Annotated in this window: 25 protein-coding genes, 1 riboswitch and 1 other annotated feature (1 of these 27 cut by a window edge); of the genes, 8 read left to right on the top strand and 17 right to left on the bottom strand. The window is 31.0% G+C overall.

Going from position 1 to position 25,138, the window contains the following annotated elements; all coding sequences use genetic code 11:
- Positions 1-102 precede the first annotated feature (102 nt).
- Positions 103-927: a ParB/RepB/Spo0J family partition protein gene (locus tag C820_RS03415; protein ID WP_004035266.1), complete on the top strand. Its 825-nt coding sequence runs from the start codon at positions 103-105 to the stop codon at positions 925-927.
- Between the two features lie 133 nt (positions 928-1,060).
- Here the strand turns inward: C820_RS03415 and C820_RS03410 are convergent, their stop codons facing one another.
- Together C820_RS03410 and C820_RS03405 are read right to left on the bottom strand one after the other, a co-directional pair.
- Positions 1,061-1,546, bottom strand: a complete 486-nt coding sequence (locus C820_RS03410) for a PaaI family thioesterase (RefSeq protein ID WP_004035268.1) — start codon at positions 1,544-1,546, stop codon at positions 1,061-1,063.
- A gap of 21 nt (positions 1,547-1,567) precedes the next feature.
- Complete coding sequence (locus C820_RS03405; protein ID WP_004035270.1) at positions 1,568-2,521, bottom strand: alpha/beta fold hydrolase; 954 nt, start codon at positions 2,519-2,521, stop codon at positions 1,568-1,570.
- A gap of 137 nt (positions 2,522-2,658) precedes the next feature.
- On the opposite strand from C820_RS03405, the gene C820_RS03400 reads away from it, so the two are divergent.
- The 6 genes from C820_RS03400 (at position 2,659) to C820_RS03375 (ending at position 8,932) form a co-directional block, all read left to right on the top strand.
- Positions 2,659-2,859, top strand: coding sequence for a hypothetical protein (locus C820_RS03400; RefSeq protein WP_004035272.1), 201 nt, complete (start codon positions 2,659-2,661; stop codon positions 2,857-2,859).
- A 180-nt stretch (positions 2,860-3,039) separates the two neighbouring features.
- Positions 3,040-4,734, top strand: a complete 1,695-nt coding sequence (gene argS / locus C820_RS03395) for an arginine--tRNA ligase (RefSeq protein ID WP_004035274.1) — start codon at positions 3,040-3,042, stop codon at positions 4,732-4,734.
- Positions 4,735-4,801: 67 nt separating this feature from the next.
- Complete coding sequence (locus tag C820_RS03390; protein ID WP_004035276.1) at positions 4,802-5,701, top strand: YegS/Rv2252/BmrU family lipid kinase; 900 nt, start codon at positions 4,802-4,804, stop codon at positions 5,699-5,701.
- A gap of 308 nt (positions 5,702-6,009) precedes the next feature.
- Complete coding sequence (locus C820_RS03385) at positions 6,010-6,789, top strand: ParA family protein (RefSeq protein ID WP_004035278.1); 780 nt, start codon at positions 6,010-6,012, stop codon at positions 6,787-6,789.
- A gap of 7 nt (positions 6,790-6,796) precedes the next feature.
- Entirely contained in the window at positions 6,797-7,693 is an 897-nt protein-coding gene (locus tag C820_RS03380; protein ID WP_004035280.1) for a ParB/RepB/Spo0J family partition protein, read from the top strand.
- A 15-nt stretch (positions 7,694-7,708) separates the two neighbouring features.
- Positions 7,709-8,932, top strand: coding sequence for a DUF4446 family protein (locus tag C820_RS03375; RefSeq protein WP_004035281.1), 1,224 nt, complete (start codon positions 7,709-7,711; stop codon positions 8,930-8,932).
- Between the two features lie 53 nt (positions 8,933-8,985).
- Here the strand turns inward: C820_RS03375 and C820_RS03370 are convergent, their stop codons facing one another.
- Genes C820_RS03370 through metF form a run of 3 tightly spaced genes read right to left on the bottom strand, consistent with a single transcriptional unit; the run spans position 8,986 to position 12,905 of the window.
- Entirely contained in the window at positions 8,986-11,376 is a 2,391-nt protein-coding gene (locus tag C820_RS03370; RefSeq protein ID WP_004035283.1) for a homocysteine S-methyltransferase family protein, read from the bottom strand.
- Between the two features lie 6 nt (positions 11,377-11,382).
- Positions 11,383-12,036 carry a vitamin B12 dependent-methionine synthase activation domain-containing protein gene (locus C820_RS03365; protein ID WP_004035285.1) on the bottom strand — a complete coding sequence of 218 codons (654 nt, stop codon included), beginning with the start codon at positions 12,034-12,036 and terminating at the stop codon, positions 11,383-11,385.
- Between the two features lie 5 nt (positions 12,037-12,041).
- Entirely contained in the window at positions 12,042-12,905 is an 864-nt protein-coding gene (metF, locus tag C820_RS03360; protein ID WP_004035287.1) for a methylenetetrahydrofolate reductase [NAD(P)H], read from the bottom strand.
- A gap of 177 nt (positions 12,906-13,082) precedes the next feature.
- Here metF and C820_RS03355 point away from each other — a divergent pair, with 177 nt between their 5' ends.
- The gene (locus C820_RS03355) at positions 13,083-13,403 is read left to right on the top strand and encodes a hypothetical protein (RefSeq protein ID WP_004035295.1); all 321 of its coding nucleotides are present in this window, start codon (positions 13,083-13,085) and stop codon (positions 13,401-13,403) included.
- A gap of 41 nt (positions 13,404-13,444) precedes the next feature.
- Here C820_RS03355 and sdaAA read toward each other — a convergent pair whose 3' ends face one another.
- The 12 genes from sdaAA to leuA form a co-directional block, all read right to left on the bottom strand.
- Positions 13,445-14,317: an L-serine ammonia-lyase, iron-sulfur-dependent, subunit alpha gene (gene sdaAA / locus C820_RS03350; protein WP_004035297.1), complete on the bottom strand. Its 873-nt coding sequence runs from the start codon at positions 14,315-14,317 to the stop codon at positions 13,445-13,447.
- 1 nt (position 14,318) lies between these two features.
- Positions 14,319-14,984, bottom strand: coding sequence for an L-serine ammonia-lyase, iron-sulfur-dependent subunit beta (gene sdaAB / locus C820_RS03345; RefSeq protein ID WP_004035298.1), 666 nt, complete (start codon positions 14,982-14,984; stop codon positions 14,319-14,321).
- Between the two features lie 187 nt (positions 14,985-15,171).
- Positions 15,172-15,639, bottom strand: coding sequence for an AraC family transcriptional regulator (locus tag C820_RS03340; RefSeq protein WP_004035301.1), 468 nt, complete (start codon positions 15,637-15,639; stop codon positions 15,172-15,174).
- A 150-nt stretch (positions 15,640-15,789) separates the two neighbouring features.
- A complete protein-coding gene (ribH, locus tag C820_RS03335; RefSeq protein ID WP_004035303.1) occupies positions 15,790-16,251 on the bottom strand; it encodes a 6,7-dimethyl-8-ribityllumazine synthase in 462 nt (153 codons plus the stop codon).
- A 15-nt stretch (positions 16,252-16,266) separates the two neighbouring features.
- On the bottom strand, positions 16,267-17,472 hold the full coding sequence (locus C820_RS03330) for a bifunctional 3,4-dihydroxy-2-butanone-4-phosphate synthase/GTP cyclohydrolase II (protein WP_004035305.1): 1,206 nt from the start codon (positions 17,470-17,472) through the stop codon (positions 16,267-16,269).
- Between the two features lie 15 nt (positions 17,473-17,487).
- Positions 17,488-18,147, bottom strand: coding sequence for a riboflavin synthase (gene ribE / locus C820_RS03325; RefSeq protein ID WP_004035306.1), 660 nt, complete (start codon positions 18,145-18,147; stop codon positions 17,488-17,490).
- 1 nt (position 18,148) lies between these two features.
- Positions 18,149-19,252 (bottom strand): bifunctional diaminohydroxyphosphoribosylaminopyrimidine deaminase/5-amino-6-(5-phosphoribosylamino)uracil reductase RibD, encoded by a 1,104-nt coding sequence (gene ribD / locus C820_RS03320; RefSeq protein WP_004035308.1) that lies wholly within the window; start codon positions 19,250-19,252, stop codon positions 18,149-18,151.
- A gap of 231 nt (positions 19,253-19,483) precedes the next feature.
- A riboswitch (FMN riboswitch) is annotated at positions 19,484-19,603 on the bottom strand.
- Between the two features lie 125 nt (positions 19,604-19,728).
- On the bottom strand, positions 19,729-20,805 hold the full coding sequence (gene leuB / locus C820_RS03315; protein WP_004035310.1) for a 3-isopropylmalate dehydrogenase: 1,077 nt from the start codon (positions 20,803-20,805) through the stop codon (positions 19,729-19,731).
- Positions 20,806-20,848: 43 nt separating this feature from the next.
- Positions 20,849-21,343 carry a 3-isopropylmalate dehydratase small subunit gene (gene leuD, locus C820_RS03310; RefSeq protein WP_004035312.1) on the bottom strand — a complete coding sequence of 165 codons (495 nt, stop codon included), beginning with the start codon at positions 21,341-21,343 and terminating at the stop codon, positions 20,849-20,851.
- A gap of 3 nt (positions 21,344-21,346) precedes the next feature.
- Positions 21,347-22,612, bottom strand: coding sequence for a 3-isopropylmalate dehydratase large subunit (leuC, locus tag C820_RS03305; protein ID WP_004035314.1), 1,266 nt, complete (start codon positions 22,610-22,612; stop codon positions 21,347-21,349).
- 47 nt (positions 22,613-22,659) lie between these two features.
- Positions 22,660-23,103 carry a GNAT family N-acetyltransferase gene (locus C820_RS03300; RefSeq protein WP_004035316.1) on the bottom strand — a complete coding sequence of 148 codons (444 nt, stop codon included), beginning with the start codon at positions 23,101-23,103 and terminating at the stop codon, positions 22,660-22,662.
- Positions 23,104-23,187: 84 nt separating this feature from the next.
- Positions 23,188-24,861, bottom strand: coding sequence for a 2-isopropylmalate synthase (gene leuA / locus C820_RS03295; protein WP_004035318.1), 1,674 nt, complete (start codon positions 24,859-24,861; stop codon positions 23,188-23,190).
- A gap of 77 nt (positions 24,862-24,938) precedes the next feature.
- Positions 24,939-25,138: a binding site (T-box leader), on the bottom strand (it continues 49 nt past the right edge of the window).

The raw sequence follows: 25,138 nt of genomic DNA, 5'->3' as shown, positions 1-25,138 counted from the left end.
CAAATCGAATTTTTTGCGTTCAAAAAAATAGCGTTAATGCTGTATTGTATGGTATAATCTGGAAAATAAAATATATTTGTTGTAATAAAAGGGGGCTTCTTTATGGAAGTTTTGAAACTTGCTGATATGACATTTTTCAAAAAAGATACAAAAATACAAACACTCCCTATTAATAAAATTAGACCTAATCCTTATCAAACAAGGAAGTATTTTAATTTTAATGCTTTGGAAGAATTATCAGCTTCTATTAGACAATATGGTTTGTTACAGCCTATTATAGTAAGAAAAGTAGGAAGTGTTTATTATGAATTAATAGCAGGGGAAAGACGTTTGAGAGCTTGTGAATTAGCAGGATATAGCACAATATCTGCTGTAATATTAAATGTAAATGATGTACAAAGTGCTTTTATTAGTATGACAGAAAATTTACAAAGACAAGAATTACATTTTTTGGAACAAGCAGAAGGTTATCAAAATATTATGCAGTATTATAATATGACATTAGAAGAATTGTCAAACAAAATAGATAAAGGGCAGTGTTCTATTTCAAATAAAGTACGTTTATTAAAATTAAGCGACAAAGTCAAAAATAAAATAATACAATATCAGCTAACAGAAAAATATGGTAAAGCAATATCAAAAATACCAGAAGAAGCAATACAGTTAGAATTGCTAGAACATATTGTACAAAAAGAATTGACAATAAAACAGACAGAAGAACTAGTAACGGAAGCAATGGAACAAATGTGTCAACCAAAACAACAAAGACACATTCAAAAAGAAAAAAGATATATTACAGATATAAGGCTTTTTACAAATTCTATTAGGCAATCTATTAATATTATAAAAAAATCAGGTATGACTGTTTTTTATGAGAATACGCCAAAAGAAGATGGTTTTGAAATTACAATACGTGTTAAAAAATAGTGTACAAGCATATTTTAATAGTATTTTGTAATAATTTGAATAATAATAAAAAACATTAGTAAATATCCTGTACTTAAAAGGTAGAAGGATATTACTAATGTTTTATAAATAAGAATATAGCAAATGATACTGTTTATTTAGGTAATATGTCTACAAATTTTTGTTCTAATCTCATAAAAGAAGTAGAAGCAGTTGCCAAAAGTAAATTTGTTTCACAAGAACGTGCTTCTGCTGTCATAGAAGTAATGGTTCGTCCTACATGATTTGCTTTTACTATAATACAATATTTGCAGTTTTCTGGTATAGGTTTTAAAAATGTGGCACTAATTTCTATAGTATTAATCATGTTTTGTTTGCTGTAGTAATGACAAAGTAACCCAAATACAGTATCAAATGCTGTAACAAGCATACCTCCATGTAGTATACCCTCTGGATTTAATTGCCATTTTTGTACCACAAATTCTATTGTAAGTGTTTTTTGTTCATAGCTGCATTGTACAAATTTAGGGTTCATACTAGCTACAATTCCTCTTTTGAGTACATAGGCCTCAGGTTCTAAAACTTTTTGAAACCAGTACTCCATATCTTTTTGTGTTTCTGTTTTCCATAGAGCTTCCATAATGTTTTTCCTTTCTTTTTGTTATTGTAAAAAACTGTGTATATTTTCATTAAATACTTTACTGTTTTCAAAATGAGGTAATATTCTTGTATTTTCAAATAAAAAATAAGTGTCATATGGTCTAATACTTTTTATATTGTCCATTTGTTCTGGTGGATTACATCTGTTTTGTTTTCCCCATACTATACAGAGAGGTATTTTCATTTCCTTTAATGTTTTTTGTATATCTGCATATAAAAATTGTGACTGTACAGAGGCAAATGAAAAACGAGCGATTTCATTTCCTCTATGTGCCATAGTATAATAGTTTTCTATTAATTGTTTTGTAACGATTTCTTTGCTAAAAAATAAGTTTTCTGTTAAATTTTTTTTGATTGCTTTTTTAGAAGCAGATAATATAAAAATTTGTGTTCCTATTAAAGGTAATTGATATAATATTCTTTTTCGGTTCTCTCTTTCTGTTGGTATAGTATTTTGAAATGCTGTAGGAGAAATTAATACTAACTTTCTAATATTATCATGATTTAAAGCATATGCCATTACTGCAAAATCAGCAGAAGCAGAAGATGCTACAACAAAAGCAGAACGTTGTATTATATCTGTTATAAAGTGATTGATAAATAGTGCATACTGATAAGCAGTATAGGTAATTTTAGATTTTTGAGAATTTCCAAAACCAGGTAAATCTGGTACAAATACCTGATACATACGACTAAGGCTTTCTATATTATTTTGCCATTCTAAACTACTTGCACCAATTTCTGTATTGTGCAACAATAAAAGAGGACGTCCTGTACCATATACGCTATAAGTTATAGCACCTTCTTTACTTTGATATATTTTTTGAGAAATTTGTTGTGTGTTTTGTTTTTTATTTGCAATGTAAAACAGTATATGCTGTACTGCACTTAATGTACAAGTGCATACTGCCATTACAGCACAAAATAACGAAACTCTTTTTTTGCTTTGCTTCATTTTTTTCACTCCTTTTTTTATAATGCTGTTTTTGTTATCAGTTATTGTATTTTAATATTGTTATAAGTATATTATGATACAAAAACAGTTCTTTGAAAAGGAAAATATTCATAAATTTTAAAAAGGGAGTGAAAAATATGCAGGATTTTTTGAGGTTATCAGCTGAAATATTTATGATTATTTGTATACAATCTATATTAGATGTATTACTTTCTGGCAAAAGAGATAATTATTATTCTAAAGTAATTTTTTTTGCTGGATATGTTACATCTTTAATGCTGGTGTTGAATTTTGCATATGAGCATTTTAGAAAGCTGCTTTTTCTATTTCCTTTTTAAAAAAATGTTTCACGTGGAACATTACTATTTATTAACAACTTGTATATTGCATTTTCTTCATTGCTGTGATAAATTGTTTAAAGTAAATATTGCAAAATATACAGCAATAATACCATAAAAATATATCATGATATTGTGTTAATATATTTTTAATAGTTTATATTTGGAGGGAAAAAATAAATGAATTTTAAATTAGAAATTGCTTATTTATTAGAACAAGTAACAGGTGTGCAGCAGCAGGAAATTGTAAATGCTATAGAAACACCACCTAATAAAGATATGGGAGATTTTGCATATCCTTGTTTTAAACTAGCAAAACAGTTTAAAAAAGCACCTGCACTTATTGCACAGGAATTAAGCGAAAAGATTGTAAAACCAGATTTTATACAAGAAATTAAAATACAAAATGCTTATATCAATTTTTTTGTATCAAAAGATGTATATGTCAAAGAAGTACTTGAAAAAGTACTTTGTCAAAATGAAAAATATGGAAATAGTACTCTAGGAGAAGGAAAAACAATTGTTATTGACTATTCTTCTCCTAATATTGCAAAACCATTTCATGTAGGTCATTTGCGTTCTACTGTAATAGGAAATGCTTTATATCAAATATTTGAAACGTTAGGTTATCACTGTGAGGGTGTCAATCACTTAGGAGATTGGGGCACACAGTTTGGAAAGCTGATTGTTGCCTATCAAAAATGGGGTTGTAAAGAAGCTGTGGAACAATATGGTATACAAGAACTTATGAGAATTTATGTAAAATTTCATGATGAAGCAGAAAAAGATGCAGCATTAGAAGAAGAAGCAAGAAGCTGGTTTGTTAAAATGCAGAATGGAGAAGAAGAAGCTCTTTCTTTGTGGAAATGGTTTTACAATATTAGTATAAAAGAATTTAATAGAGTTTATGATATGTTGGGGGTACATTTTGATGCCTATACAGGAGAAAGCTTTTATAATGATAAAATGGCAGCAGTTGTAGAAGAATTAAAACAAAAAAATCTTTTACAACAAAGCGAAGGAGCTATGATAGTAGATTTAGAAGAAGAAAAAATGACTCCTTGTTTAATTATTAGAAAAGATGGTGGAACATTATATGCTACTCGTGACATCACAGCAGCACTTTATAGAAAAAATACGTATCATTTTGATAAATGTATTTATTTAACTGCACTTGACCAAAATTTACATTTTTCACAATGGTTTACAGTTATTAAAAAAATGGGATATGATTGGTGGAAGGATTTAATTCATGTACCTTTTGGATTAGTAAGTTTGGATAGTGGAAAACTTTCTACAAGACATGGTAATGTGGTGCTTATGGAAGAACTTTTAAATCAAGCAATATCAGAAACACAAAAAATTATAGAACAAAAAAATCCAGATTTGCCAAACAAAAAAGAGGTTGCAGAACAGGTAGGCATTGGTGCTGTAATATTTAATGATTTATATAATAGTAGAATAAAAGATGTTGTATTCTCTTGGGAAAGAATGTTAAATTTTGACGGAGAAACAGGTCCTTATGTACAATATACGCACGCTCGTGCTTGTAGTATATTGCGTAAAGGAGAATGTAGTTTAGCACAAAATATTGATTATAGTAAATTAACAGATGATGCTTCTATGGAAGTGTGTAAGATATTAGAGCAGTTTCCTAAAAAAATACAAGAAGCAGCAGATAAATTAGAACCTTATATTTTGACAAGACAACTTGTTAGTTTGTCACAGGCGTTTAACAAATTTTATCATGACAACAATATATTGACAAGTGAAGAGCAAATAAAACAAGCACGTATTGCATTGGTAATTGCAGTAAAAACAGTATTGAAAAAAGGACTAGCTTTATTAGGAATAAAAGCTCCTGAACAAATGTAATATAAATTTGTTTTCTTTTTACTGTTTTATATGGAACAAATTGCAAAAAAAAGGAGAAGAATATTCTATGAAAAAGTGCAAACTGATATATAATCCCCATTCAGGAAGCAAAACGTTTAAATTTGATTTAGATATTTGTTTTTCTATATTTCAGCAAGCAGGGTATGAAGTGCATATTTTTCGCAGTATACTAAATGGAGATATTAGACAGCATATATTAAATATGGATATTAATTATGATTTAATTGTGGTATCAGGGGGAGATGGCACAATTAACATTGTTGTAAATGCAATGATAGAAAGAGAAATTGACATTCCATTGGGTGTCATTCCTTCTGGTACAGCAAATGACTTTGCTACATTTTTAGGTTTAAAAACGGGAGATGTAGAAGAAGCCTGTCATATTATTGTAACAGAAAAACCTAAAAAAATCGATGTTGGTGTTGCAAATGGACAGTGTTTTATAAATGTTTGTGCTGGTGGTCTTTTTACAAATGTTTCTCAAAATGTAGATAAGGATTTAAAATCTGCTTTAGGGAGTTTATCGTATTATATTAAAGGTATTGAACAGCTTGCTAATTTTAGAAAAATACCATTTCGTATTACTACAGAAAATAAAGTACTTCAAGAAGATTTATATTTATTTTTAGTACTCAATAGTGCAGGAACAGGTGGGTTTAACCATATTGCTCCTTCTGCCTCTATTACAGATGGTATGTTTGATTTTGTAGGAATTAAAGCAAAACCAGTAATTGAATTACCTATATTGTTTTTAAAGATATTCAATGGAGAATTTGTAAAGGATAGTGGTGTTGTTTATTTAAAAGAAAAAAGTTTTAAAATTGAATGTTTAGATACAGAACATTCTCAATTTCATGAAACAACAGTAGATGGAGAAAGAGGTCCTAATATGCCTTTAGATATTTCTGTATTGTCAAGAAGACTTTCTATATTTGGAAAATTTTAAAATAGTTTTTTCAATAGAAATAAGGTACACCTATAAAAGGTGTACCTTATTTTTGTTATGTTTCACGTGGAACAAAAAGAAATATCATTTTGAGAAATGTTCCACGTGGAACATTATTGCAATTATTTTATTTTATTAGTATAATAAAATAAAATGTAAATTTATTAGACTGTCAATACTCCTTTTGTTCATAAACAAAAAGTCAGACAGCCAAAAGCGATGACTAAAACAGCAACAACAAAAAATTTTTTTGATGTACTGTAATTTTTTATTGATAGTGCATACTGAGTTAGGAGTGGCAAATACATATGAGTAAAGTGAGAGTAATATCCATTACCAATCAAAAAGGTGGCGTAGGGAAAACAACAACAGCAATTAATTTATCTGCATGGCTTGCAAATAAAGGAAAAAAGGTACTTGCTATTGATGCTGACCAACAGGGAAATACAACAAGCGGCATTGGATTAGACAAAAATGACATTGAAAGTACTATTTATGATGTAATGTTAGAAGAATGTTCTCTTTCTGATGTAAAACTTTCGACTTGTGTAAAGGGATTAGAAGTAGTACCTGCAAATATCAATTTAACAGGTGCAGAAATTGAACTAATTGGAAAAGAAGGCAGAGAATATATATTAAAAAAAGAAATAGACAATATAAAAGAACAATATGATTTTATTATAATTGATTGTCCTCCTTCTTTAAATATTATTACTGTTAATGCCTTAACGGCTTCTGATACTGTACTCGTGCCTATACAATGTGAATATTTTGCATTAGAAGGATTACAGCAGTTAATATATACCATTGATTTAGTTCAAAAAAGTTTAAATAAGTATTTGAAATTAGAGGGTATTGTATTTACAATGTATGATGCTAGAACAAATTTATCACCAGAAGTAGTAGAAGCGGTAAAAGACATTGTAAGAGAATTGAAAATAGAAGTAGATTATTATGCTATAATACCAAGAAATGTACGTTTAGGAGAAGCACCAAGTCATGGTTTGCCTATTCATTTATATGACCCAAAATCAAAAGGTTCAGAAAGTTATGAACTACTAGCACAACAGGTATTAGAAAGGGAGTGAGGGTAGTATGGCATCTGTAAAAAAGGGACTTGGGTCTAAAGGAAAAGGACTAGAAGCTCTTATTAATACCAAAGCAATAAATTATGGAAAAGGAAGTTTTTCACAAGAGAATTTGTTGGAAATCGACATAAATAAAATTGAACCAAATAAAAATCAGCCTCGTAGATATTTTGATGAAGAAAGCCTTCTAGAATTAGCAGAGTCTTTAAAAAGTTATGGTATGATACAGCCTGTTATTGTTAAAAAGATACAAGACTATTATGAACTGATTGCAGGAGAAAGGAGATTTCGTGCAGCAAAAATTGCAGGATTAAAAACAATACCTGCTATTGTCAAAAATTTAGATGAAATTGCGGCATTTGAAGTAGCTCTGATAGAAAATTTACAAAGAAAAGATTTAAATCCTATTGAAGAAGCAGAAAGTTTTTACAGACTGCAAACAGAATTTTCATTGACACAAGAAGAAATTTCTAATAAAGTAGTAAAAAGTCGTTCTACTATTTCAAATTCTATGCGTTTGTTAAATTTAGACAGCAGAGTAATTGAGCTAGTGAGAGAAAATAAATTATCTGCTGGACATGCTAAAACATTATTGCCTATTTCAGACAATGCTGTACAATATGAATTAGCAGAAAAAATTATTGACGAAGATTTAAGTGTTAGAACAGTAGAAAAAATAGTAAAATCTTTGCAGCAAAATGAAAATATAACAGAACAGATAGAACAAAAAACAGTTTTTTTTGATACAAGTGCCTATCATTCTATTGAGAATGATTTAAAAACACTTTTTGCAACAAAAGTAAAATTAAGTAATAAAAAAAATAAAGGAAAAATTGAAATTGAATACTATTCTAATGATGATTTAGACAGGATACTCGCTTTATTTAAAGCAATACAAAGATAACGAGGTGTGTGATGCGTGGAAGTAATCAATGAAATAATACAATTTTATTTACCTTTTATATTAGCTGGCTTAATTGTAGCAGTAATAATACTTTTTTCAATGTGTATTGTATTGTTTTTAAAAATTGGGCGAGAAAGAAAACGATATGATATTTTTATGGGTACAAATCGTAGGCCTGATTTGAATTTAGAAATGAAAATAAATGCTTATTTTGAAAGTGTAAAAGAAATAGAACAAAAATATGGAAAGTTGCTTGATATGGTTACAGATATGGACGCAATTATGTCTGAAAACATACAAAAAGTAGGTATTGTCAGATATAATCCTTTTGATGAAATGGGAGGAAATCTTTGTTTTGCATTGGCTTTATTAGATGCCAAAGATAATGGTGTTGTGCTAAATGGTATTCATAGTAGGACAGGCTCTTTTACATATGCAAAACCCATTGAAATGGGTGTCAGCACTTATGTGCTTTCTACAGAAGAATTACAGGCAGTAGAAATAGCACAACAGAATGCTTATAAAAGAAAAGCAGAGAAAGTAGTAAAAGTAAAACCGAAAAAAATATTTAAGTGGAAAGATAAGCCTCTTTTTGAACCAAAACAAAAGGTAGAACAACAAAAAGAAAAAATTGAAATGATAGGCGATGTAACAACGAATGAAAAAGCTTCTATTATGGCAGAAGAAGAAATAGCACAACAAATTTCTGAAAATACAGTTATCATAAAAAAGAAGGCAGAAATTGAAAATATCAAAGAAACAGTAAAAGAATTGGTAAAAGAAACGATACAAATGGAAAAAGAAACACAACAAAGTGAAACAGAAGAAAAAGTTCGTAGATTAGAAGAACAAGTTTTGTTATTAACGGAGAAAAGTACAACAGAAAATAAAGTAAAAAAATATCATAGACCAGAGCCATTTCAAACAGAACAATTTAAAATTATATCAGAAATAGAAAAAATATCTTCTGATACAGTGGAAAACGAACAAGAAAAAAATATTGATGTTATTTCTAATTCTGTAGAAGATATTATTGAAAGAATTGCTCAAAAAACAGAACAACAGCAAAAACAATTTAATCAAACAACGAACAAACAAATTGATGAAGAACAAATGGTAATTTCAGCAGAACAAGAAATTAAAACAGCAGTACAAAAGGCAATTAAAAATGCAGCGGCAATTACAAAAGAAGATACTTCTTTGAATGAAAAGTCGAATAAAAATTCACTAGGAAGTTAATAGAAAAAGACATTGAGTATTGTTCTCAATGTCTTTTTGTTCCACGTGGAACATTAACCTAATATTTTTTGAGCATAATATACCGTGGCCATAGCATCTTTAGCATAGTGGTCAGCACCAATACTGTCTGCATATTCTTGTGTAAGTACTGCACCACCTACAACAATTTTACAATCAGGCTTTTTCTGTTTTAATTGTTTTATAGTTTCTTCCATATTTGTTACAGTGGTTGTCATTAAAGCACTCAGTCCTACCAGTTTGATATTTTGAGAAATTGCTGTTTCTACTATTTTTTCTGGAGGAACATCTTTTCCTAAATCTACAACATCATAACTATAATTTTCTAAAAGCACCTTTACAATATTTTTTCCAATATCATGTATATCTCCTTTTACTGTAGCAAGTATAATTTTGTCTTTTTTATTTTGCACAACACCGCTTTTGTTCATATGCAATTTAATAGCTTCAAAAGCAAATTTTGCAGCTTCTGCACTCATTAAAAGCTGAGGTAAAAATACAGTACCTTTTTCAAATCCTTTTCCAACATGGTCTAATGCAGGAATAAGTTCTTCATTTATAATAGTTAAAGGTTCTGTATTTTCAAGTTTTTGTTCTGCTGCTTGTTTTGCCCTTTCTTTTAATCCTTTTTCTATTGCTGTGCCTAATGAAATATCATCTGAAGAAGTATTTGCTGCTGTTTTTATAGTAGGTGCTTGTCCTCCATATTGACTGATATAGTCCATACAGTTATCATCTAAACCAGCTAGAGCCTTATAAGCATAATAAGACTGCATAATCATATCAGAATTTGTATTGATAATACCAGCGTCAAGACCATTTTGCAAAGCCATAGTATAAAAGTTTGCTGTAATAATTTCTCTTTGAGGTAAACCAAATGAAATATTAGAAACTCCCAATACTGTTTTTACATTTAGCTTTTGTTTTACCATATTTAATGCTTTTAATGTTTCTAATGCAGAATGTTGGTCAGAACTAATTGTCATAGCCAACACATCTATCATAATATCTTTGCTGGAAATACCATAGCTTTCTGCAGTTGTTACAATTTTTTTTGCAATTTCAAAACGTTCTTCTGCTGTGGCAGGAATACCATTTTCATCTAATGTAAGACCAATGACAACACCACCATATTTTTTAACAAGAGGGAATACTGCTTCCATAGACTCCTTTTTACCATTTACAGAATTGATAACTGCTTTACCATTATAAATACGTAATGCTTTTTCCATAGCAACTATGTTTGAAGTATCTATTTGTAAAGGCAAATCAATAACACTTTGCAGTTGCTTTATAACAGTAACAAGCATATCTGTTTCATCAATGTCAGGCAGACCTACATTGACATCTAATATATGTGCTCCTTTTTGCTGCTGTGAAAATCCTTCTCTTAATATATAATCAAAATCTTTTTCTCTAAGTGCTTGTTTAAAACGAGATTTTCCAGTAGGATTAATACGTTCTCCTACAACAACAGGTATTTTACCAATTTCAACAGCATTTGTATAAGAAGCAGCAAGTGTTTTATTTTTAGGTACAATAGGTAAAGGCTTTTTGTCTTTGCAGAGTTGATAAAGTGAGTTGATATGAGCTGGTGTAGTACCACAGCAGCCACCTACAATACAAGCACCTTTATCCACTATTTTTACCATTTCTTTTGCAAATTCTTCAGGTGTTACATCAAATACTGTTTTACCGTTTTCACTTCTAGGAAGTCCTGCATTTGGCTTTACAATAACAGGTATAGAACTATAATAAAGCATTTGTTCTGCAAGAGATAGCATTTGATGAGGGCCTAAACCACAGTTCATACCAATAGCATCTACTCCAAGCCCTTCCAATACACTTACTACACAAGCAATATCACTGCCTGTTAACAACTTTCCTTTTTCATCAAATACTACTGTTACAAATACAGGTAAATTTGTATTTTCTTTTGCAGCAAGTACAGCTGCCTTTGTTTCATAAATATCGCTCATCGTTTCTATTACAATGATGTCAGCACCTGCTTTTTCTCCAGCAACAGCCATTTGTTGAAATGCTTCATAAGCAGCTTCAAATGTTAAATCGCCTAAAGGCTGTAACAATTTTCCTGTAGGGCCAATATCTAATGCAACATAGCCTTTTTTATTATGGCAGACTTGTTTTGCTGCTTGTTTAGCATTTTCTACTGCTGCTGTAATAATTTGTTCTATGGTGTATGGTATATCTTGTAATTTAATACAGTTTGCACCGAATGTATTTGTTAGTACAATATCACTGCCTGCTTCAAAATAATTTTTGTGTATATCAATAAGTGCTTGTTTTTTTTCTATATTCCAAAGTTCTGGCAATTCTCCTGCCTGTAATCCTTTTTCCTGTAAAAGTGTGCCAGTACCACCATCAAAAAAAATAATGCGATTTTTTAATAATTCCAATATGCTCAAATAGTATCATCCTCTCCGAAATGTACAGTTTGTTTTTGTACAGACTTCGCAGCCTTTTTTATTACAGTGCCTGTTTTGATTAGAAATTCCCATAACAGCCGTTACTGATTTGCAGGGAGCAAGCAACAAACTGTCTGTCAATGTTAAACCAATTTTTCTATTGCAGTCTAATAGTGCTATAATGTCTTTTTGATGTTTTAAATCAAAATCGCCATAGCCAGGACTAAAACGAGGTCTTAAAAAAAGGTTTTTGTTTTCAAGTTGTTGTTCAATATCATATTGACATTGGTCACAATATTGCTCTATTATTGCTGCAGCAGCTGCCTGCATTACAACAGCTTTACTCATATCCAAATGAGTATATTTTTGTATTAACATATCTGCTTGTATGCCTAGTGTTGCTGCAAAAAGTATCAATTCATTACATTCTGCTAAATTTTTAGAAAGATTTTTACTTTGTATTATAATTCTATTATCAATTACAATTTTTCCATTTTCTACAGTACAGCAAAATATTTTATAAGTATAATTCATGCGACAATTATTTAATAGTTCTGTAGTACAGTCTATAGCAATATTTTGTATAGTTTCATCTACTGTATTATTTTTATAGCCTAAATAACGAAATACTTCTTTTTGTGAAATATCTTTTAATTCCATAGCAGTTACCTTATAATTTCTGAAAGATTTTCCATTATTTTTGCTGCAACGTCTGGCTTATTCATAGAATATACATGAATACCTTTTACACCATTTGCAATTAAATCAATAATTTGGTCTGTGGCGTAGGCAATACCTGCTTGTTTCATTGCTTCAGGTTTATTGCCAAATTTATCTACAATAGAACGAAATCTTTGAGGAAGTATTGTACCAGAAAGCTGACAAATTCTTGCGATTTGTTTTCCATTTGTAACAGGCATAATACCAGCAAGCACTGGTGTAGTGATGCCAGCTTCTCTAATATGATATAAATAATTGTATAATATATTGTTGTCAAAAAACATTTGTGTTGTCAAGAAATCACAACCCATATCTGCTTTTATTTTTAAATGAGTAATGTCTTCTGTCCTTGTAGCAGACTCAGTATGTCCTTCTGGATAACAAGCACCACCAACACAAAGTTCGCTACTTTTTTTAATATGTTCTACTAATTCACTAGCATAATGATATTGATTTGGCTGAGGAAAATTACTTCCTTCTGGTATATCTCCTCTCAGTGCTAATACATTTTCAATGCTGCTTTGTTTGATTTGTTGTAGTACTGTTTCGACTTCGTCTTTTGTAGAAGAAGCACAAGTTAAATGTGCTAGTGCAGTAACACCTAATTGTTGTATATAAGAAGCAATTTTGATAGTATTGCTACTTGTACCACCTCCTGCACCATATGTTACACTAATAAAATCTGGTTTTAATTTTGCAATTTCTTCTGCGGCTTTTTTAACAGGTTCAAAGTCTGCACCAGGTTTAGGAGGAAAAATTTCAAATGACAATGTAGGTCTTTGTTTGCATATAATATCTTTTATTTTCATAGAGTAAAAACACCTTTCCTATTGTAAATTTATGTTACTTCATTATAGCAATATTAGCATAAAAATACAATAAATCAAATAAAGAAGTTGTTTTATGATTGCTTAATAGATAGACAATAATTGTTTATTATTTTATAATAGATATGATATGTATATAAATAGATAAGGAGATACCATATGGAAAAAAGAATACTTTATATAGCAAAACAAAAAGATTTAATACCTCAAAATGTTTTTTGTTTGATAGAAAAACATTTATATAATATAGAAGCTATAAAAAATCAAAATGTATATTATTGGCAGGGAACTATGGATACATTAGTGTCTGCTGTATCAACACTAGGAATAGAAAAGGCAATAAAAATACTTGATATATTGTTAGAAGGTATTGTAGCGGAAATAGAAAATAACCATTTGAATTATTATACTTGTAACGCTGTAGTGATGTACTGTTGTGTAGGGGCATATATTCGTATTGTGAATAAAAAAAGTATATAAAAACCTTCTTGCATGTCAATTTATACAAGAAGGTTTTTTAATTATTTTTGTAATACTCTATCTGCAATAGCTTGTCCTGTTGGTGTTGCTGCCAAACCACCTAAAGCAGTTTCTTTTATTTTATAGGACATTTCATGTCCAATTTCTCCCATAGCGTCTATTACATCGTCAGGAGGGATAACGCTTTCGATACCAGCTAATACCATATCTGCTGCTGCAACAGCGTTAATAGCACCAATTACATTTCTTTTGACACAAGGTACTTCTACTAAGCCAGCAACAGGGTCACAAGCCAATCCCAAAAGATTTTTTAATGCAATAGCTAAAGCATCTCCTATTTGTTTAGAAGTACCGCCATGCAATGCTGCTAAAGCTCCTGCTGTCATAGCGGAAGCAGTACCTACTTCTGCCTGACACCCTCCAGATGCTCCTGCAATAGATGCTCTTTCTGCAACGACTTTACCAATACCAGAAGCAACATATAATGCTTGTATAATTTGTTCTTTTGTTGCTTTTTCTTCTTTGTATAATGTTACAAATACTGCTGGCATAACACCACAAGAACCAGCAGTTGGTGCTGCGACAATTCTTTTCATACAAGCGTTGGACTCACTAACTTGTACTGCTCTTGTCATTACTTTATTTATAAAATCACCACAAAGTGTATTTCCTTTTTTACCATAGTCTTCTAATTTTTGTCCGTCTGTTCCTACAAGACCACTATTGGAACGCAATGTTCCGTCATATTGCTCTGAAGATAAAAGCATAGCGTCCCATATTTTTTCCATTTCTTTTAAAGAGTCTTCTCTTGAAACTGCTCTTTCTGACATATCATCTTCTAATACAACTTCCCATAAAGGCAATTTTTTTTGTTCTGCTATACTTATCCATTCTTTTATTGCATGATAGGACATATCAATCGACCTCCCTATTAAAATATGTTACTTTTATAATTCCTTCTACTCTTTTAAGCCAATCTAATCCAGACTGAGGCATTTGCTGGTCAATTTCAATTACCATACAAGCATATCCGCCACGTCTATCACGATACAAGTGCATATTTGCAACATTTACACCTTTATGTGCTAAAAGAGATGTTACTTCTGCAACATGACCTGGTTGGTCTACATTATGTATAATTAATGTATTGTATTCGCCACTGAAATTTACGTCAATATCATCAATTTTATTTACCATAATTCTTCCGCCGCCTAATGAAGAAGCTTGTATTTTTAATGTTCTTCCTTGTTCTCCTTCAATTTCAATGAGTGCTGTATTTGGGTGAGCTTCTTTTAAATTTTTGTTTTGTATGGAGAAAGCTAAGCCTTCTTCTTTTGCTACTTCAAAACTATGAGGTATTCTCATATCATCTGCTTGCATACCTAATATACCTGCAATAAGTGCTTTATCTGTACCATGTCCTACACCAGTAGCAGCAAAAGAGCCATGTAAATAAATATCTGCTTTAATAGGTTTTTCAGCAAGTAACTTTCTTGCAGTTAAGCCAATTTTAGTCGCACCAGCAGTATGAGAACTAGATGGACCAACCATAACTGGGCCTAAAATATCAAATATATTCATAATAATTACCCTCCTGTCTATTATTATAATAAAAATATAATAAATTCCTTCTATTATCATATTTGAAACTGTATAAAATGTCAATGTCTTGATGGTAAAATAGTATATATTATTCTATTTTATAGTAAAAATAGACAAAAAATGTCAAACAATACTATAATAATCATATATATAATGTATTTTTATGTTATAAAATTGGAATACATAATTCACAATAATGTTTATCTACTAATTTTTTAACATATCTTTCTATTATTGGTTTTGAAATATCTAATAAATAACCTAATTTTTCTAATTCAAAAAAACATTCTTGCCATGCTTTTTTAATTGCTTCATTTGTATGTTCTATTAAAAATATAACATATTTTCCTCCAGTAATTTTTCTCATTTTGACATTCTCAGAACTGATTTTATCACTACCAGAATAAATCATACAAACATCATATCTACATTGCTCAGCTTTTATGATATTAGGATTGTCTAATGGAATAGCTAAAATAACAGTGTTATCATCAAATAATTTATTTTCTTTTAACCATTTTTTAAAATTTTCCATCAATATAACATTCTCATGACCATAAGCACCTACTCTCCTACTATATAATACTGTTGCTGTATTTATATTTTCTTTATATATTTTGTTATAAAAGCACATAGTACCACTCCTTATAGTATGATGTAATAAAATAGTAAATCTAATTAAAATGATTTTCAAGTATTTTTTTATATATAAAAAAATAAGTGATGAATGAATTTTATTCATACATCACCTATATTTTTACAATACTATTTATTATATAGTATTTTATATTTCTTTACTTAAATTTATCATTTCAATAGCAGATAATGCACAATCATACCCTTTATTGCCTGCTTTTGTACCTGCTCTTTCAATAGCCTGTTCAATAGTATCTGTTGTAAGTACACCAAACAATACAGGTATACCAGTTTCTAATGAAACATGAGCAACACCTTTCGATACTTCATTACAAACATAATCATAGTGAGAAGTTGCACCTCTTATTACTGCACCTAAACAAATAACTGCATCATATTTTCCAGATTTTGCTAATTTAGAAGCAATCAAAGGAATTTCAAATGCACCAGGTACCCAAGCAAGTGTAATATCGTCATCACAAACATTGTGACGTTTTAAGCCATCAACAGCACCACTAATCAGTTTAGAAACAATAAATTCGTTAAATCTAGATGCTACTAATGCAACTTTGATATTTTGTGCTATTAAATTACCTTCTAAAATTTTCATAATAATATTTCCTCCTTAATAAGTTAATAAATGTCCCATTTTTTGTTGTTTTGTTTTTAAATAGGCTGCATCTTGTTCTCTCAATTCCATTTGTATAGGTACTCTTTCCACAATTTCTAAATTATAATTTGCTAATCCCTCTATTTTTTTAGGATTATTTGTCATCAAACGCATTTTTCTAATACCTAAATCAGCTAATATTTGTGTACCAATAGTATAATCTCTCATATCTGCAGGAAATCCCAATTTAATATTTGCTTCTATAGTATCATAGCCTTCATCTTGCAAAGCATATGCTTTGATTTTGTTAATTAAACCAATACCACGACCTTCTTGCCTCATATAAAGCAATACACCTCTGCCTTCTTGTGCAATTTTTTTCATAGCAGCATCATATTGCTGACCGCAATCACAACGAGCAGAACCAAGTGCATCACCTGTAAGACATTCAGAATGTACCCTACACAATACTGGTTTGCCATCTGAAATATCTCCCATAGTTAAAGCGACGTGATGTTCTCCATTTAATTTATTGATATAGCCATGTATTGTAAAATCGCCGTATATAGTGGGCATTTTTGCCTTTGCAACACATTCCACTAATTTTTCGTGATTTTTTCTATAAGTGATTAAATCAGCAACAGTAATCAATTTTAAATGATGTTTTTGTGCAAATTCTATTAAATAAGGCAGTCTTGCCATATAACCATCATCTCTCATAATTTCACAACAGAGTCCACAAGGCTTTAATCCTGCTAACTTCATTAAATCAACAGTTGCTTCTGTGTGTCCATTTCTTTCAAACACTCCCATAGGTTTTGAAACAAGAGGAAACATATGTCCAGGACGTCTAAAATCTTCTGGTTTTACATCATCTTCCACTACTTTTCTGGCTGTAATACCTCTTTCATATGCTGAAATACCTGTTGTAGTATCTATATGGTCTATAGAAACAGTAAATGCTGTTTCATGATTGTCTGTATTTTTTTTCACCATAGGGTGAAAATTTAATTTTCCAGCTATTTCTTCTGTCATAGGCATACAGATTAAGCCTTTGGCATAGCTTGCCATAAAATTAACTGCTTCTGTGGTAGCAAATTCTGCTGCGACAATAATATCTCCTTCATTTTCTCTATCTTCATCATCTACTACTACTATCCATTTACCTTCTCTTAAATCTTGAAGTGCTTCTTCTATGGTATTAAATACAAATTCACTCATGTTATTACGCTCCTTTTAATATCCATTATTTTGTAAAAATTCTAATGTAATCCCTTTTTGTGTTTTGTGTTCTGTTTGCTCTTGTTGTGTATGAAAAAGTAGTTTTTCAACATATTTTGCTAATATATCACATTCTAAATTGACACTGTCGCCTATTTTTTTATGCAAAAGTATTGTTTGTTCTGCTGTATGAGGAATGATAGAAACTTTGAAACAACTATTATCTATATAAGCAACTGTTAAGCTAATACCATCTATAGTAATAGAACCTTTTTCCACCACGTATTTTAGTATGCTTTGATTTGCTTTTATACTTACCCAAACTGCATTTTCTTCTCTTTTTAAATTACTTATGATACCTGTACCGTCTACGTGTCCTGAAACAATGTGACCACCAAAGCGACCATTTGCAGGCATTGCTCTTTCTAAATTTACAATACTACCTTTTTGTAAATTACCTAAATTACTGCGGTGCATTGTTTCTACCATAACATCTGCTGTAAAATGATTTTGTGTGATATGGCAAGCAGTTAAACAAATACCATTTACTGCTATACTATCCCCTAAATGAATATCTTGCAGTATTTTATTTGCAGAAATGGTGATTTTTGCAGATTGATTGTTTTTTTGTATAGAAACAATTTGTCCTATTTCTTCTATAATACCTGTGAACATATTATTCACCTGCCTTTTTGACATCATATTCTAATAAAATATCTTGTCCTATTGTTTTAAACTCTTTTAAACACAAGCCATATGCTTCATTTGCCATAGCAACGCCTTTGCCTGCTACAGGAGATTTTGATTGACTTCCTCCAAATATTTTAGGTGCAATATACACCAACAATTTATTTACAATACCACACTGTAATGCACATTCATTTAATATTGCACCGCCTTCTAATAATATACTGTCAATACCTTGTTTTCCTAATTCCGTCATAAGTGCAATTAAATCTACTTTATTTTGCTCATTTGGTAAATACAATAACTGTATGCCAGCTTTTTGTAATGTTATCTGTTTTTGTTCGTCTTTTTGTGCAAAAGCAATAATTGTTTTAATTTCATTTGCTGTTTTTACAATTTGACTATCTAAAGGTGTTTTTAATGTGCTATCACAAATAATACGAGTAGGATTTTTTCCACCCTCTATACGACAGTTTAATAGCGGATTGTCTGCTAATACTGTACCAATACCTACCATAATGCCAGAAACAGCATTTCTGATGTGATGTACCTGTTCTCTTGACTGTTCTGATGTAATCCATTTGCTATCACCTGTATGAGTGGCAATTTTGCCATCTGCCGTCATAGCGTATTTCATAACAACATAAGGCGTTTTTGTTTTGATATAATGAAAAAATATTGTATTTAATTCATCACATTGTGCTTTTAATATTCCTGTGTATACTTCTATACCATTTTGCTTTAATTTTTCTATACCCTTTCCTGCTACAAGAGGATTAGGGTCATCAGAGCCTACAAATACTCTTTTAATATTTTTTTCTATAATAATGTCAGTACAAGGAGGTGTTTTACCATAATGACAGCAAGGCTCTAATGTAACATATAAATCAGCACCAGAGGGATCTTCTACACAATTGGCAAAAGCATCTCTTTCTGCATGGAGTCCTCCATAATATTGATGATATCCTGCTCCTATTATTTTGTTATTTTTGACAATAACAGCACCTACCATAGGATTGGGATTTGTGTGTCCCCTGCCAAGCTGTGCAAGCTGTATTGCTTTTTTCATATATTTTTCACATATAAAAACCATAATATATACCTCCGAATAAAAAAGCCCTGCATATTTAATATACAGGGCAAAAAAATACAATATATTATCGTTAAAATTATAACAAAATAACAGCATATCAAAAAATATATTGACACACTTTTTATGTTTATAACGATAATAAAAAACCCTGAAACACACAATGTATTTCAGGGCAAATTTACAATATAATTTATTCTATGCTACACAAATAAAACATAGAACTATGGTATTGTTTTTCTTCTTCCTTCCAGACTATACTGTCGGTCATGGAATTACACCATGTCAGCAAATATCTATTCGCTCGCGGACTATACCGCCGGTCGGGAATTACACCCTGCCCTGAAGAAAATCATATTTAATTTTTTTATTATGATACACCTATTTTAAAAATTTGTAAATAGTTTTTTGAAAAAAATTTAACAGATTTTTTGTTTTAACAATATAATAAAAAATATAGAATGTATTTTTATACAATACTATTGTATAGCATCACAAATCAATTTTCCCATTTGTTTCGTGCCAACTGCTTTCATGCCTTCGCTCATAATGTCCGCTGTTCTATAACCAGCTTCTAATACAGAAGTAACTGCTTTTTCTATTGCTTCTGCCTCTTTGTCCAATTTAAAAGAATATTTTAACATCATAGCAGTAGAAAGTATTGCTGCAATAGGATTTGCCATATCTTTTCCTGCAATATCTGGTGCAGAACCATGTATTGGCTCATACATACCTGCTCCAGTTTCTCCCAAGCTCGCAGATGGTAATAATCCAATAGAGCCTGTAATCATACTTGCTTCATCAGAAAGAATGTCACCAAATATATTAGAAGTTACAATGACATCAAATTGTTTTGGATTTCTAACTAACTGCATAGCAGCATTGTCTACATACATATGATTTAGTTCTACTTCTGGATACGCTTTTGCTACTTCTGTTACAATTTTTCTCCAGTAACGAGAACTTTCCAAAACATTCGCTTTGTCTACGCTGGTTACTTTTTTGTTTCTCTGCATAGCAACGTCAAAAGCATTTTTTGCAATTCTTCTGATTTCCATTTCACTGTATGCTTCTACATCAAATGCTTCTTGTCCATATTTTCCTTCTCTATAACCTTTTTCACCAAAATAAATACCGCCTGTCAATTCTCTTACAATTAATATGTCAAGACTATCTCCTGTAATTTCTGCTTTGAGGGGACAAGCATTAGAAAGTGCTTTGTGTATAATGGCTGGGCGTAAATTTGCATAAAGTCCTAATCCTTCTCTTAAACCAAGTAATGCTTTTTCTGGTCTTTGGTCACCTGCTACAGTGTCCCATTTAGGCCCTCCTACTGCACCTAATAATACAGAATCTGCTTTTCTGCACTGTTCTAATGTTTCATCAGGAAGACATTTTCCTACTTCATCAATAGCACAGCCTCCTGCCAATACTTTGTTAAAATGAAATGTATGATGAAATTGTTCTCCAATTTTATTTAATGCTGCCATAGCTTGCTCTGTTACTTCTGGGCCTATACCATCACCAGCTACTACAGCAATATGAAATTCTGCCATAATGTTCTCCTTTCTAAAAAAGACATTAATAATAAATATATTTTTATTTTTCTAATCTCTTTTTAGTTTGTTGTACAAGTCCGTCGGCTTCCATAATTTTTTTAATAAATTCTGGAAAAGCCTGAGCTTGATATGTTTTATTTTTCGTAATATTTGTAATGACACCTGTATCAAAATTGATAGATACTTCATTTCCATTTTCAATATCATTTGCTGCTTCTTCACATTCTAATATAGGCATACCAATATTGATAGCATTTCTATAAAATATTCTTGCAAATGTGCTTGCAATAACACAAGAAACTCCTGCACATTTTATAGCAAGAGGTGCATGTTCTCTAGAAGAACCACAACCGAAATTTTTTGTTGCTACAATAATATCTCCTTTGTTCATATTATTTACAAAATCAGGGTCAATATCAATCATACAATATTTTGCTAGTTCTTCGCCACTGGATACATTTAAATAACGTGCTGGTATAATGACATCAGTGTCTACATTGTCGCCATATTTGAATACTTTTCCTTTTGCTTCCACAACTCAACCCTCCAATTCTTCTGGACTTGCAATTTTTCCTGCAATAGCAGATGCTGCAGCAACTGCTGGACTTGCAAGATATACTTCACTTTCTACGTGTCCCATACGTCCTACAAAATTTCTGTTAGTTGTAGAAACACATCTTTCTCCTGCTGCCATAATGCCCATATGACCGCCAAGACATGGTCCACAAGTTGGTGTGGAAAATATTGCTCCAGCATTTATAAAATCTTCAACATAGCCTGCTTTTACACAATCTAAATAAATTTTTTGTGTAGCAGGAATAATAATTGTTCTAACACCTTTTGCTACTTTTTTGCCCCTTAATATATCTGCGGCAATTTTCATATCTGAAAATCTGCCGTTTGTACAAGAACCAATAACAACTTGGTCAATTTTTACTTCTCCAGCCTCATCAACTGTTTTAGTGTTTTCTGGCAAATGAGGAAATGCTATAGTAGGACGAAGTGTACTCAAATCAATGGTATATTCTTCATCATATACTGCATCGGCATCTGCTTCATATACTGTATATGGTTTTGTGGAATGCTCTTTTGTATAAGCAATGGTTAATTCATCTACTGGGAAAATACCATTTTTTGCACCTGCTTCAATCGCCATATTTGCAATGGTAAATCTATCATCCATAGAAAGCTCTTTAATACCTTCTCCTGTAAATTCCATTGATTTATATAATGCACCATCTACACCAATCATTCCTATAATATGCAATATCACATCTTTCCCACTAACATATTTAGAAGGTTTACCAACAATATTAAATTTAATAGCAGAAGGCACTTTAAACCAACATTCTCCTGTTGCCATACCAATTGCCATATCTGTGCTGCCTATACCTGTTGAAAAAGCACCTAATGCACCATAAGTACAAGTGTGGCTATCTGCACCAATAATTACATCACCAGGTACAACAATACCTTTTTCTGGAAGCAATGCGTGTTCAATACCTACTTCTCCTACATCAAAAAAGTTTTTAATATTGGTATCATAAGCAAATTGACGACAGCTTTTGCACTGTTCTGCTGCTTTAATGTCTTTATTTGGTGTAAAATGGTCTAATACTACTACAACTTTGTCTTTATCAAATACTTCTTTTGCACCTGTTTTTTTAAATTCTGGTATTGCTACAGCAGTTGTAATATCATTTCCCATAACAATATCTAATTTTGATTGTATTAACTGTCCTGCACTTACACAGTCCATACCAGCGTGTGCAGCAAGTATTTTCTGTGTCATTGTCATTCCCATTATAATATACCTCCTTTGTTATTATAAATGTTTCAATTTATAAATTGCTATATTCGTTTCATATATAAAAGAGGATAGGGATTTCCTTGTTCATCATAATTACTTCTTTTATATACTTGAAATCCCATATGTTCGTAAAAGCTTTTGGCGAATGGATTTTGTTCATTTACAGCCAGTTCGTTAATAAAATGAATTTCAATGCCATATTCTATTAGCCTTTTACCAATTCCTTTTCCTCTTTGTCCATTTGAAACAAACAACATTTCTAATTTTTGCCCATCAATCCCCATAAAAGCAATAGGAGTTTCATTCTCATTTTCTGCAATGATTAAATAAGGTACTTCTTTTAATGCTTGAGGGACATATTTTTTAATATTTTCTATTTCATCATCTGATAAAAATAAATGTGTTGCTTTTACAGAACTTTCCCATATTTCTAATAGTTGCTGTAATAATAACAATGTTATTTGTTTTATTTCAACAATTTTCATATTACCTCCAAAACTATAGTGATATAGTATGAAATATTGTTTGTTTTAAAAATTTTTGAAATGATTAGGGCAATGCCCTAATCATTAAGCTTCAGCAGCCGTTAACATTTTATTTACTGTGCTGACTACGGCACGCAATGAAGATTTTCCTACACTGCTTGAAGTACCTGCACCATAATATTTTTTACCATCTTTTCCTCTTGCTTCAATATAAGAAATAGCTCTTGCTTTTGTACCATATTCCATAGAATGTCCTCTATAGTCCAATATATCTACTGGTATGCCAATAATTTCTTCTATTGCATGACAAAAGGCAGATACAACACCATTGCCTTCTCCTTCAATATAATATTTTTTGCCTTTGAATTCAATTTCTGCTGCAATAGAAACTAAATCCCAATCTTGGTCAACACTTTGTGTTTTATAATAATTTAATTGTAATGGTGTTCTAATATCAATATATTCTTTTTGGAATACATCATAAATTTGTTCTGGTGTTAATTCAGACTGTAATTCATCTGAAACACCTGTAATAACATCTCCTGCATTTCTTTGGAATGCCTTTGGAAGATACAAACCATAATTTTGTTCTAATATAAATGTTACGCCACCTTTGCCAGACTGACTATTAATTCTGATAATAGGGTCATAACTTCTGCCAACATCTTTAGGGTCAAGAGGTAAATAAGGTACTTCCCAATGCTCTGGGTGTGTTTTCATTGCTGTCATACCTTTTCTAATAGCATCTTGATGAGAACCAGAAAAAGCAGTAAATACCAATTCTCCAGCATAAGGATGACGAGGATGTACATTCATTTGTGTGGAGTCTTCATAAATGCTTACAATATCATTCATATGTGTAAAGTCTAATTCTGGGTCAACACCTTGTGTAAACATATTCATACCTATTGTTAAAATATCAGCATTACCTGTTCTTTCACCATTTCCAAATAATGTACCTTCTACTCTGTCTGCACCAGCCATCAATCCTAATTCAGATGCAGCAACAGCACAGCCTCTATCATTATGTGCATGAAGACTTACTAAAATGCTTTCTCTATTTTTTAAATTGCGACACATATACTCAATTTGGTCAGCATAAACATTTGGAGATGTCATTTCTACTGTAGAAGGCAAATTGATAATTGCTTTATGTTCTGGTGTTGGTTTCCACACATCTATTACAGCATTACAAATTTCTGCGGCAAAATCCATTTCTGTTCCTGTAAAACTTTCTGGAGAATACTCAAATGTAAAATTTGTTTCTGTATACTGTCCAGCAATGTCATTCATCATTTTTGCACCAAATACAGCTAAATCAATAGTTTCTTGTTTGGAATTGCCGAAAACAACTTCTCTTTGCAATGTAGAAGTAGAATTATATAAATGCACAATGGCATTTTTAGCACCTGTTAAAGCAGAAAATGTTTTTTCAATAATTTTTGCCCTGGATTGTGTCAAAACCTGTATTGTAACATCGTCAGGAATTAAATTTTGGTCAATCAGTGCTCTTGTAAATTCATATTCTGTTTCAGAAGCAGCAGGAAAACCAATTTCTATCGTTTTAAATCCCATGTCTACCAAAAATTGAAAAAATTGCAGTTTTTGATTTAATCCCATAGGGGTAATCAATGCTTGATTGCCATCACGCAAGTCAACACTACACCACATAGGTGCTTTTGTAATTTTTTGATTTGGCCATGTTCTGTCTTTTAAATTTACTGTGGGATACACTTGGTATCTGTTATAATTTTTCATATTATATTACTCTCCTTTAGTGAAATAAAATGCTATATTATAAAATATATTAAAAAAGCCTTTCATCTTCTTATATTAAAGAAGATGAAAGGCATATTCCTTCCACGGTACCACTTCTAATTTATCCCCTAAAAAGGGATACCCTCATACAGATACTGGTATAACCTAATATCCTGTTCCTGTAACGGGGAACATACGTTATCGCCTACTACTGTTCAGCGAACCACTCCAAGACCAGTTCAGTTTTATCCATCTTGTTATCTCACACCAACCGATA

Origin of the sequence: Clostridium sp. MD294 (genome assembly GCF_000364165.2) — a bacterium.
Taxonomy (GTDB): domain Bacteria; phylum Bacillota; class Clostridia; order Lachnospirales; family Anaerotignaceae; genus Coprocola.
This window is presented reverse-complemented; position numbering and strand designations above follow the sequence as displayed.

Coding starts and splice junctions, on each gene's coding strand:
- C820_RS03415 (WP_004035266.1), top strand. CDS start 103: ATGGAAGTTTTGAAACTTGCTGATATGACATTTTTCAAAAAAGATACA.
- C820_RS03410 (WP_004035268.1), bottom strand. CDS start 1,546: ATGGAAGCTCTATGGAAAACAGAAACACAAAAAGATATGGAGTACTGG.
- C820_RS03405 (WP_004035270.1), bottom strand. CDS start 2,521: ATGAAGCAAAGCAAAAAAAGAGTTTCGTTATTTTGTGCTGTAATGGCA.
- C820_RS03400 (WP_004035272.1), top strand. CDS start 2,659: ATGCAGGATTTTTTGAGGTTATCAGCTGAAATATTTATGATTATTTGT.
- argS (WP_004035274.1), top strand. CDS start 3,040: ATGAATTTTAAATTAGAAATTGCTTATTTATTAGAACAAGTAACAGGT.
- C820_RS03390 (WP_004035276.1), top strand. CDS start 4,802: ATGAAAAAGTGCAAACTGATATATAATCCCCATTCAGGAAGCAAAACG.
- C820_RS03385 (WP_004035278.1), top strand. CDS start 6,010: ATGAGTAAAGTGAGAGTAATATCCATTACCAATCAAAAAGGTGGCGTA.
- C820_RS03380 (WP_004035280.1), top strand. CDS start 6,797: ATGGCATCTGTAAAAAAGGGACTTGGGTCTAAAGGAAAAGGACTAGAA.
- C820_RS03365 (WP_004035285.1), bottom strand. CDS start 12,036: ATGGAATTAAAAGATATTTCACAAAAAGAAGTATTTCGTTATTTAGGC.
- metF (WP_004035287.1), bottom strand. CDS start 12,905: ATGAAAATAAAAGATATTATATGCAAACAAAGACCTACATTGTCATTT.
- C820_RS03355 (WP_004035295.1), top strand. CDS start 13,083: ATGGAAAAAAGAATACTTTATATAGCAAAACAAAAAGATTTAATACCT.
- sdaAA (WP_004035297.1), bottom strand. CDS start 14,317: ATGTCCTATCATGCAATAAAAGAATGGATAAGTATAGCAGAACAAAAA.
- sdaAB (WP_004035298.1), bottom strand. CDS start 14,984: ATGAATATATTTGATATTTTAGGCCCAGTTATGGTTGGTCCATCTAGT.
- C820_RS03340 (WP_004035301.1), bottom strand. CDS start 15,639: ATGTGCTTTTATAACAAAATATATAAAGAAAATATAAATACAGCAACA.
- ribH (WP_004035303.1), bottom strand. CDS start 16,251: ATGAAAATTTTAGAAGGTAATTTAATAGCACAAAATATCAAAGTTGCA.
- C820_RS03330 (WP_004035305.1), bottom strand. CDS start 17,472: ATGAGTGAATTTGTATTTAATACCATAGAAGAAGCACTTCAAGATTTA.
- ribE (WP_004035306.1), bottom strand. CDS start 18,147: ATGTTCACAGGTATTATAGAAGAAATAGGACAAATTGTTTCTATACAA.
- ribD (WP_004035308.1), bottom strand. CDS start 19,252: ATGGTTTTTATATGTGAAAAATATATGAAAAAAGCAATACAGCTTGCA.
- leuB (WP_004035310.1), bottom strand. CDS start 20,805: ATGGCAGAATTTCATATTGCTGTAGTAGCTGGTGATGGTATAGGCCCA.
- leuC (WP_004035314.1), bottom strand. CDS start 22,612: ATGGGAATGACAATGACACAGAAAATACTTGCTGCACACGCTGGTATG.
- C820_RS03300 (WP_004035316.1), bottom strand. CDS start 23,103: ATGAAAATTGTTGAAATAAAACAAATAACATTGTTATTATTACAGCAA.
- leuA (WP_004035318.1), bottom strand. CDS start 24,861: ATGAAAAATTATAACAGATACCAAGTGTATCCCACAGTAAATTTAAAA.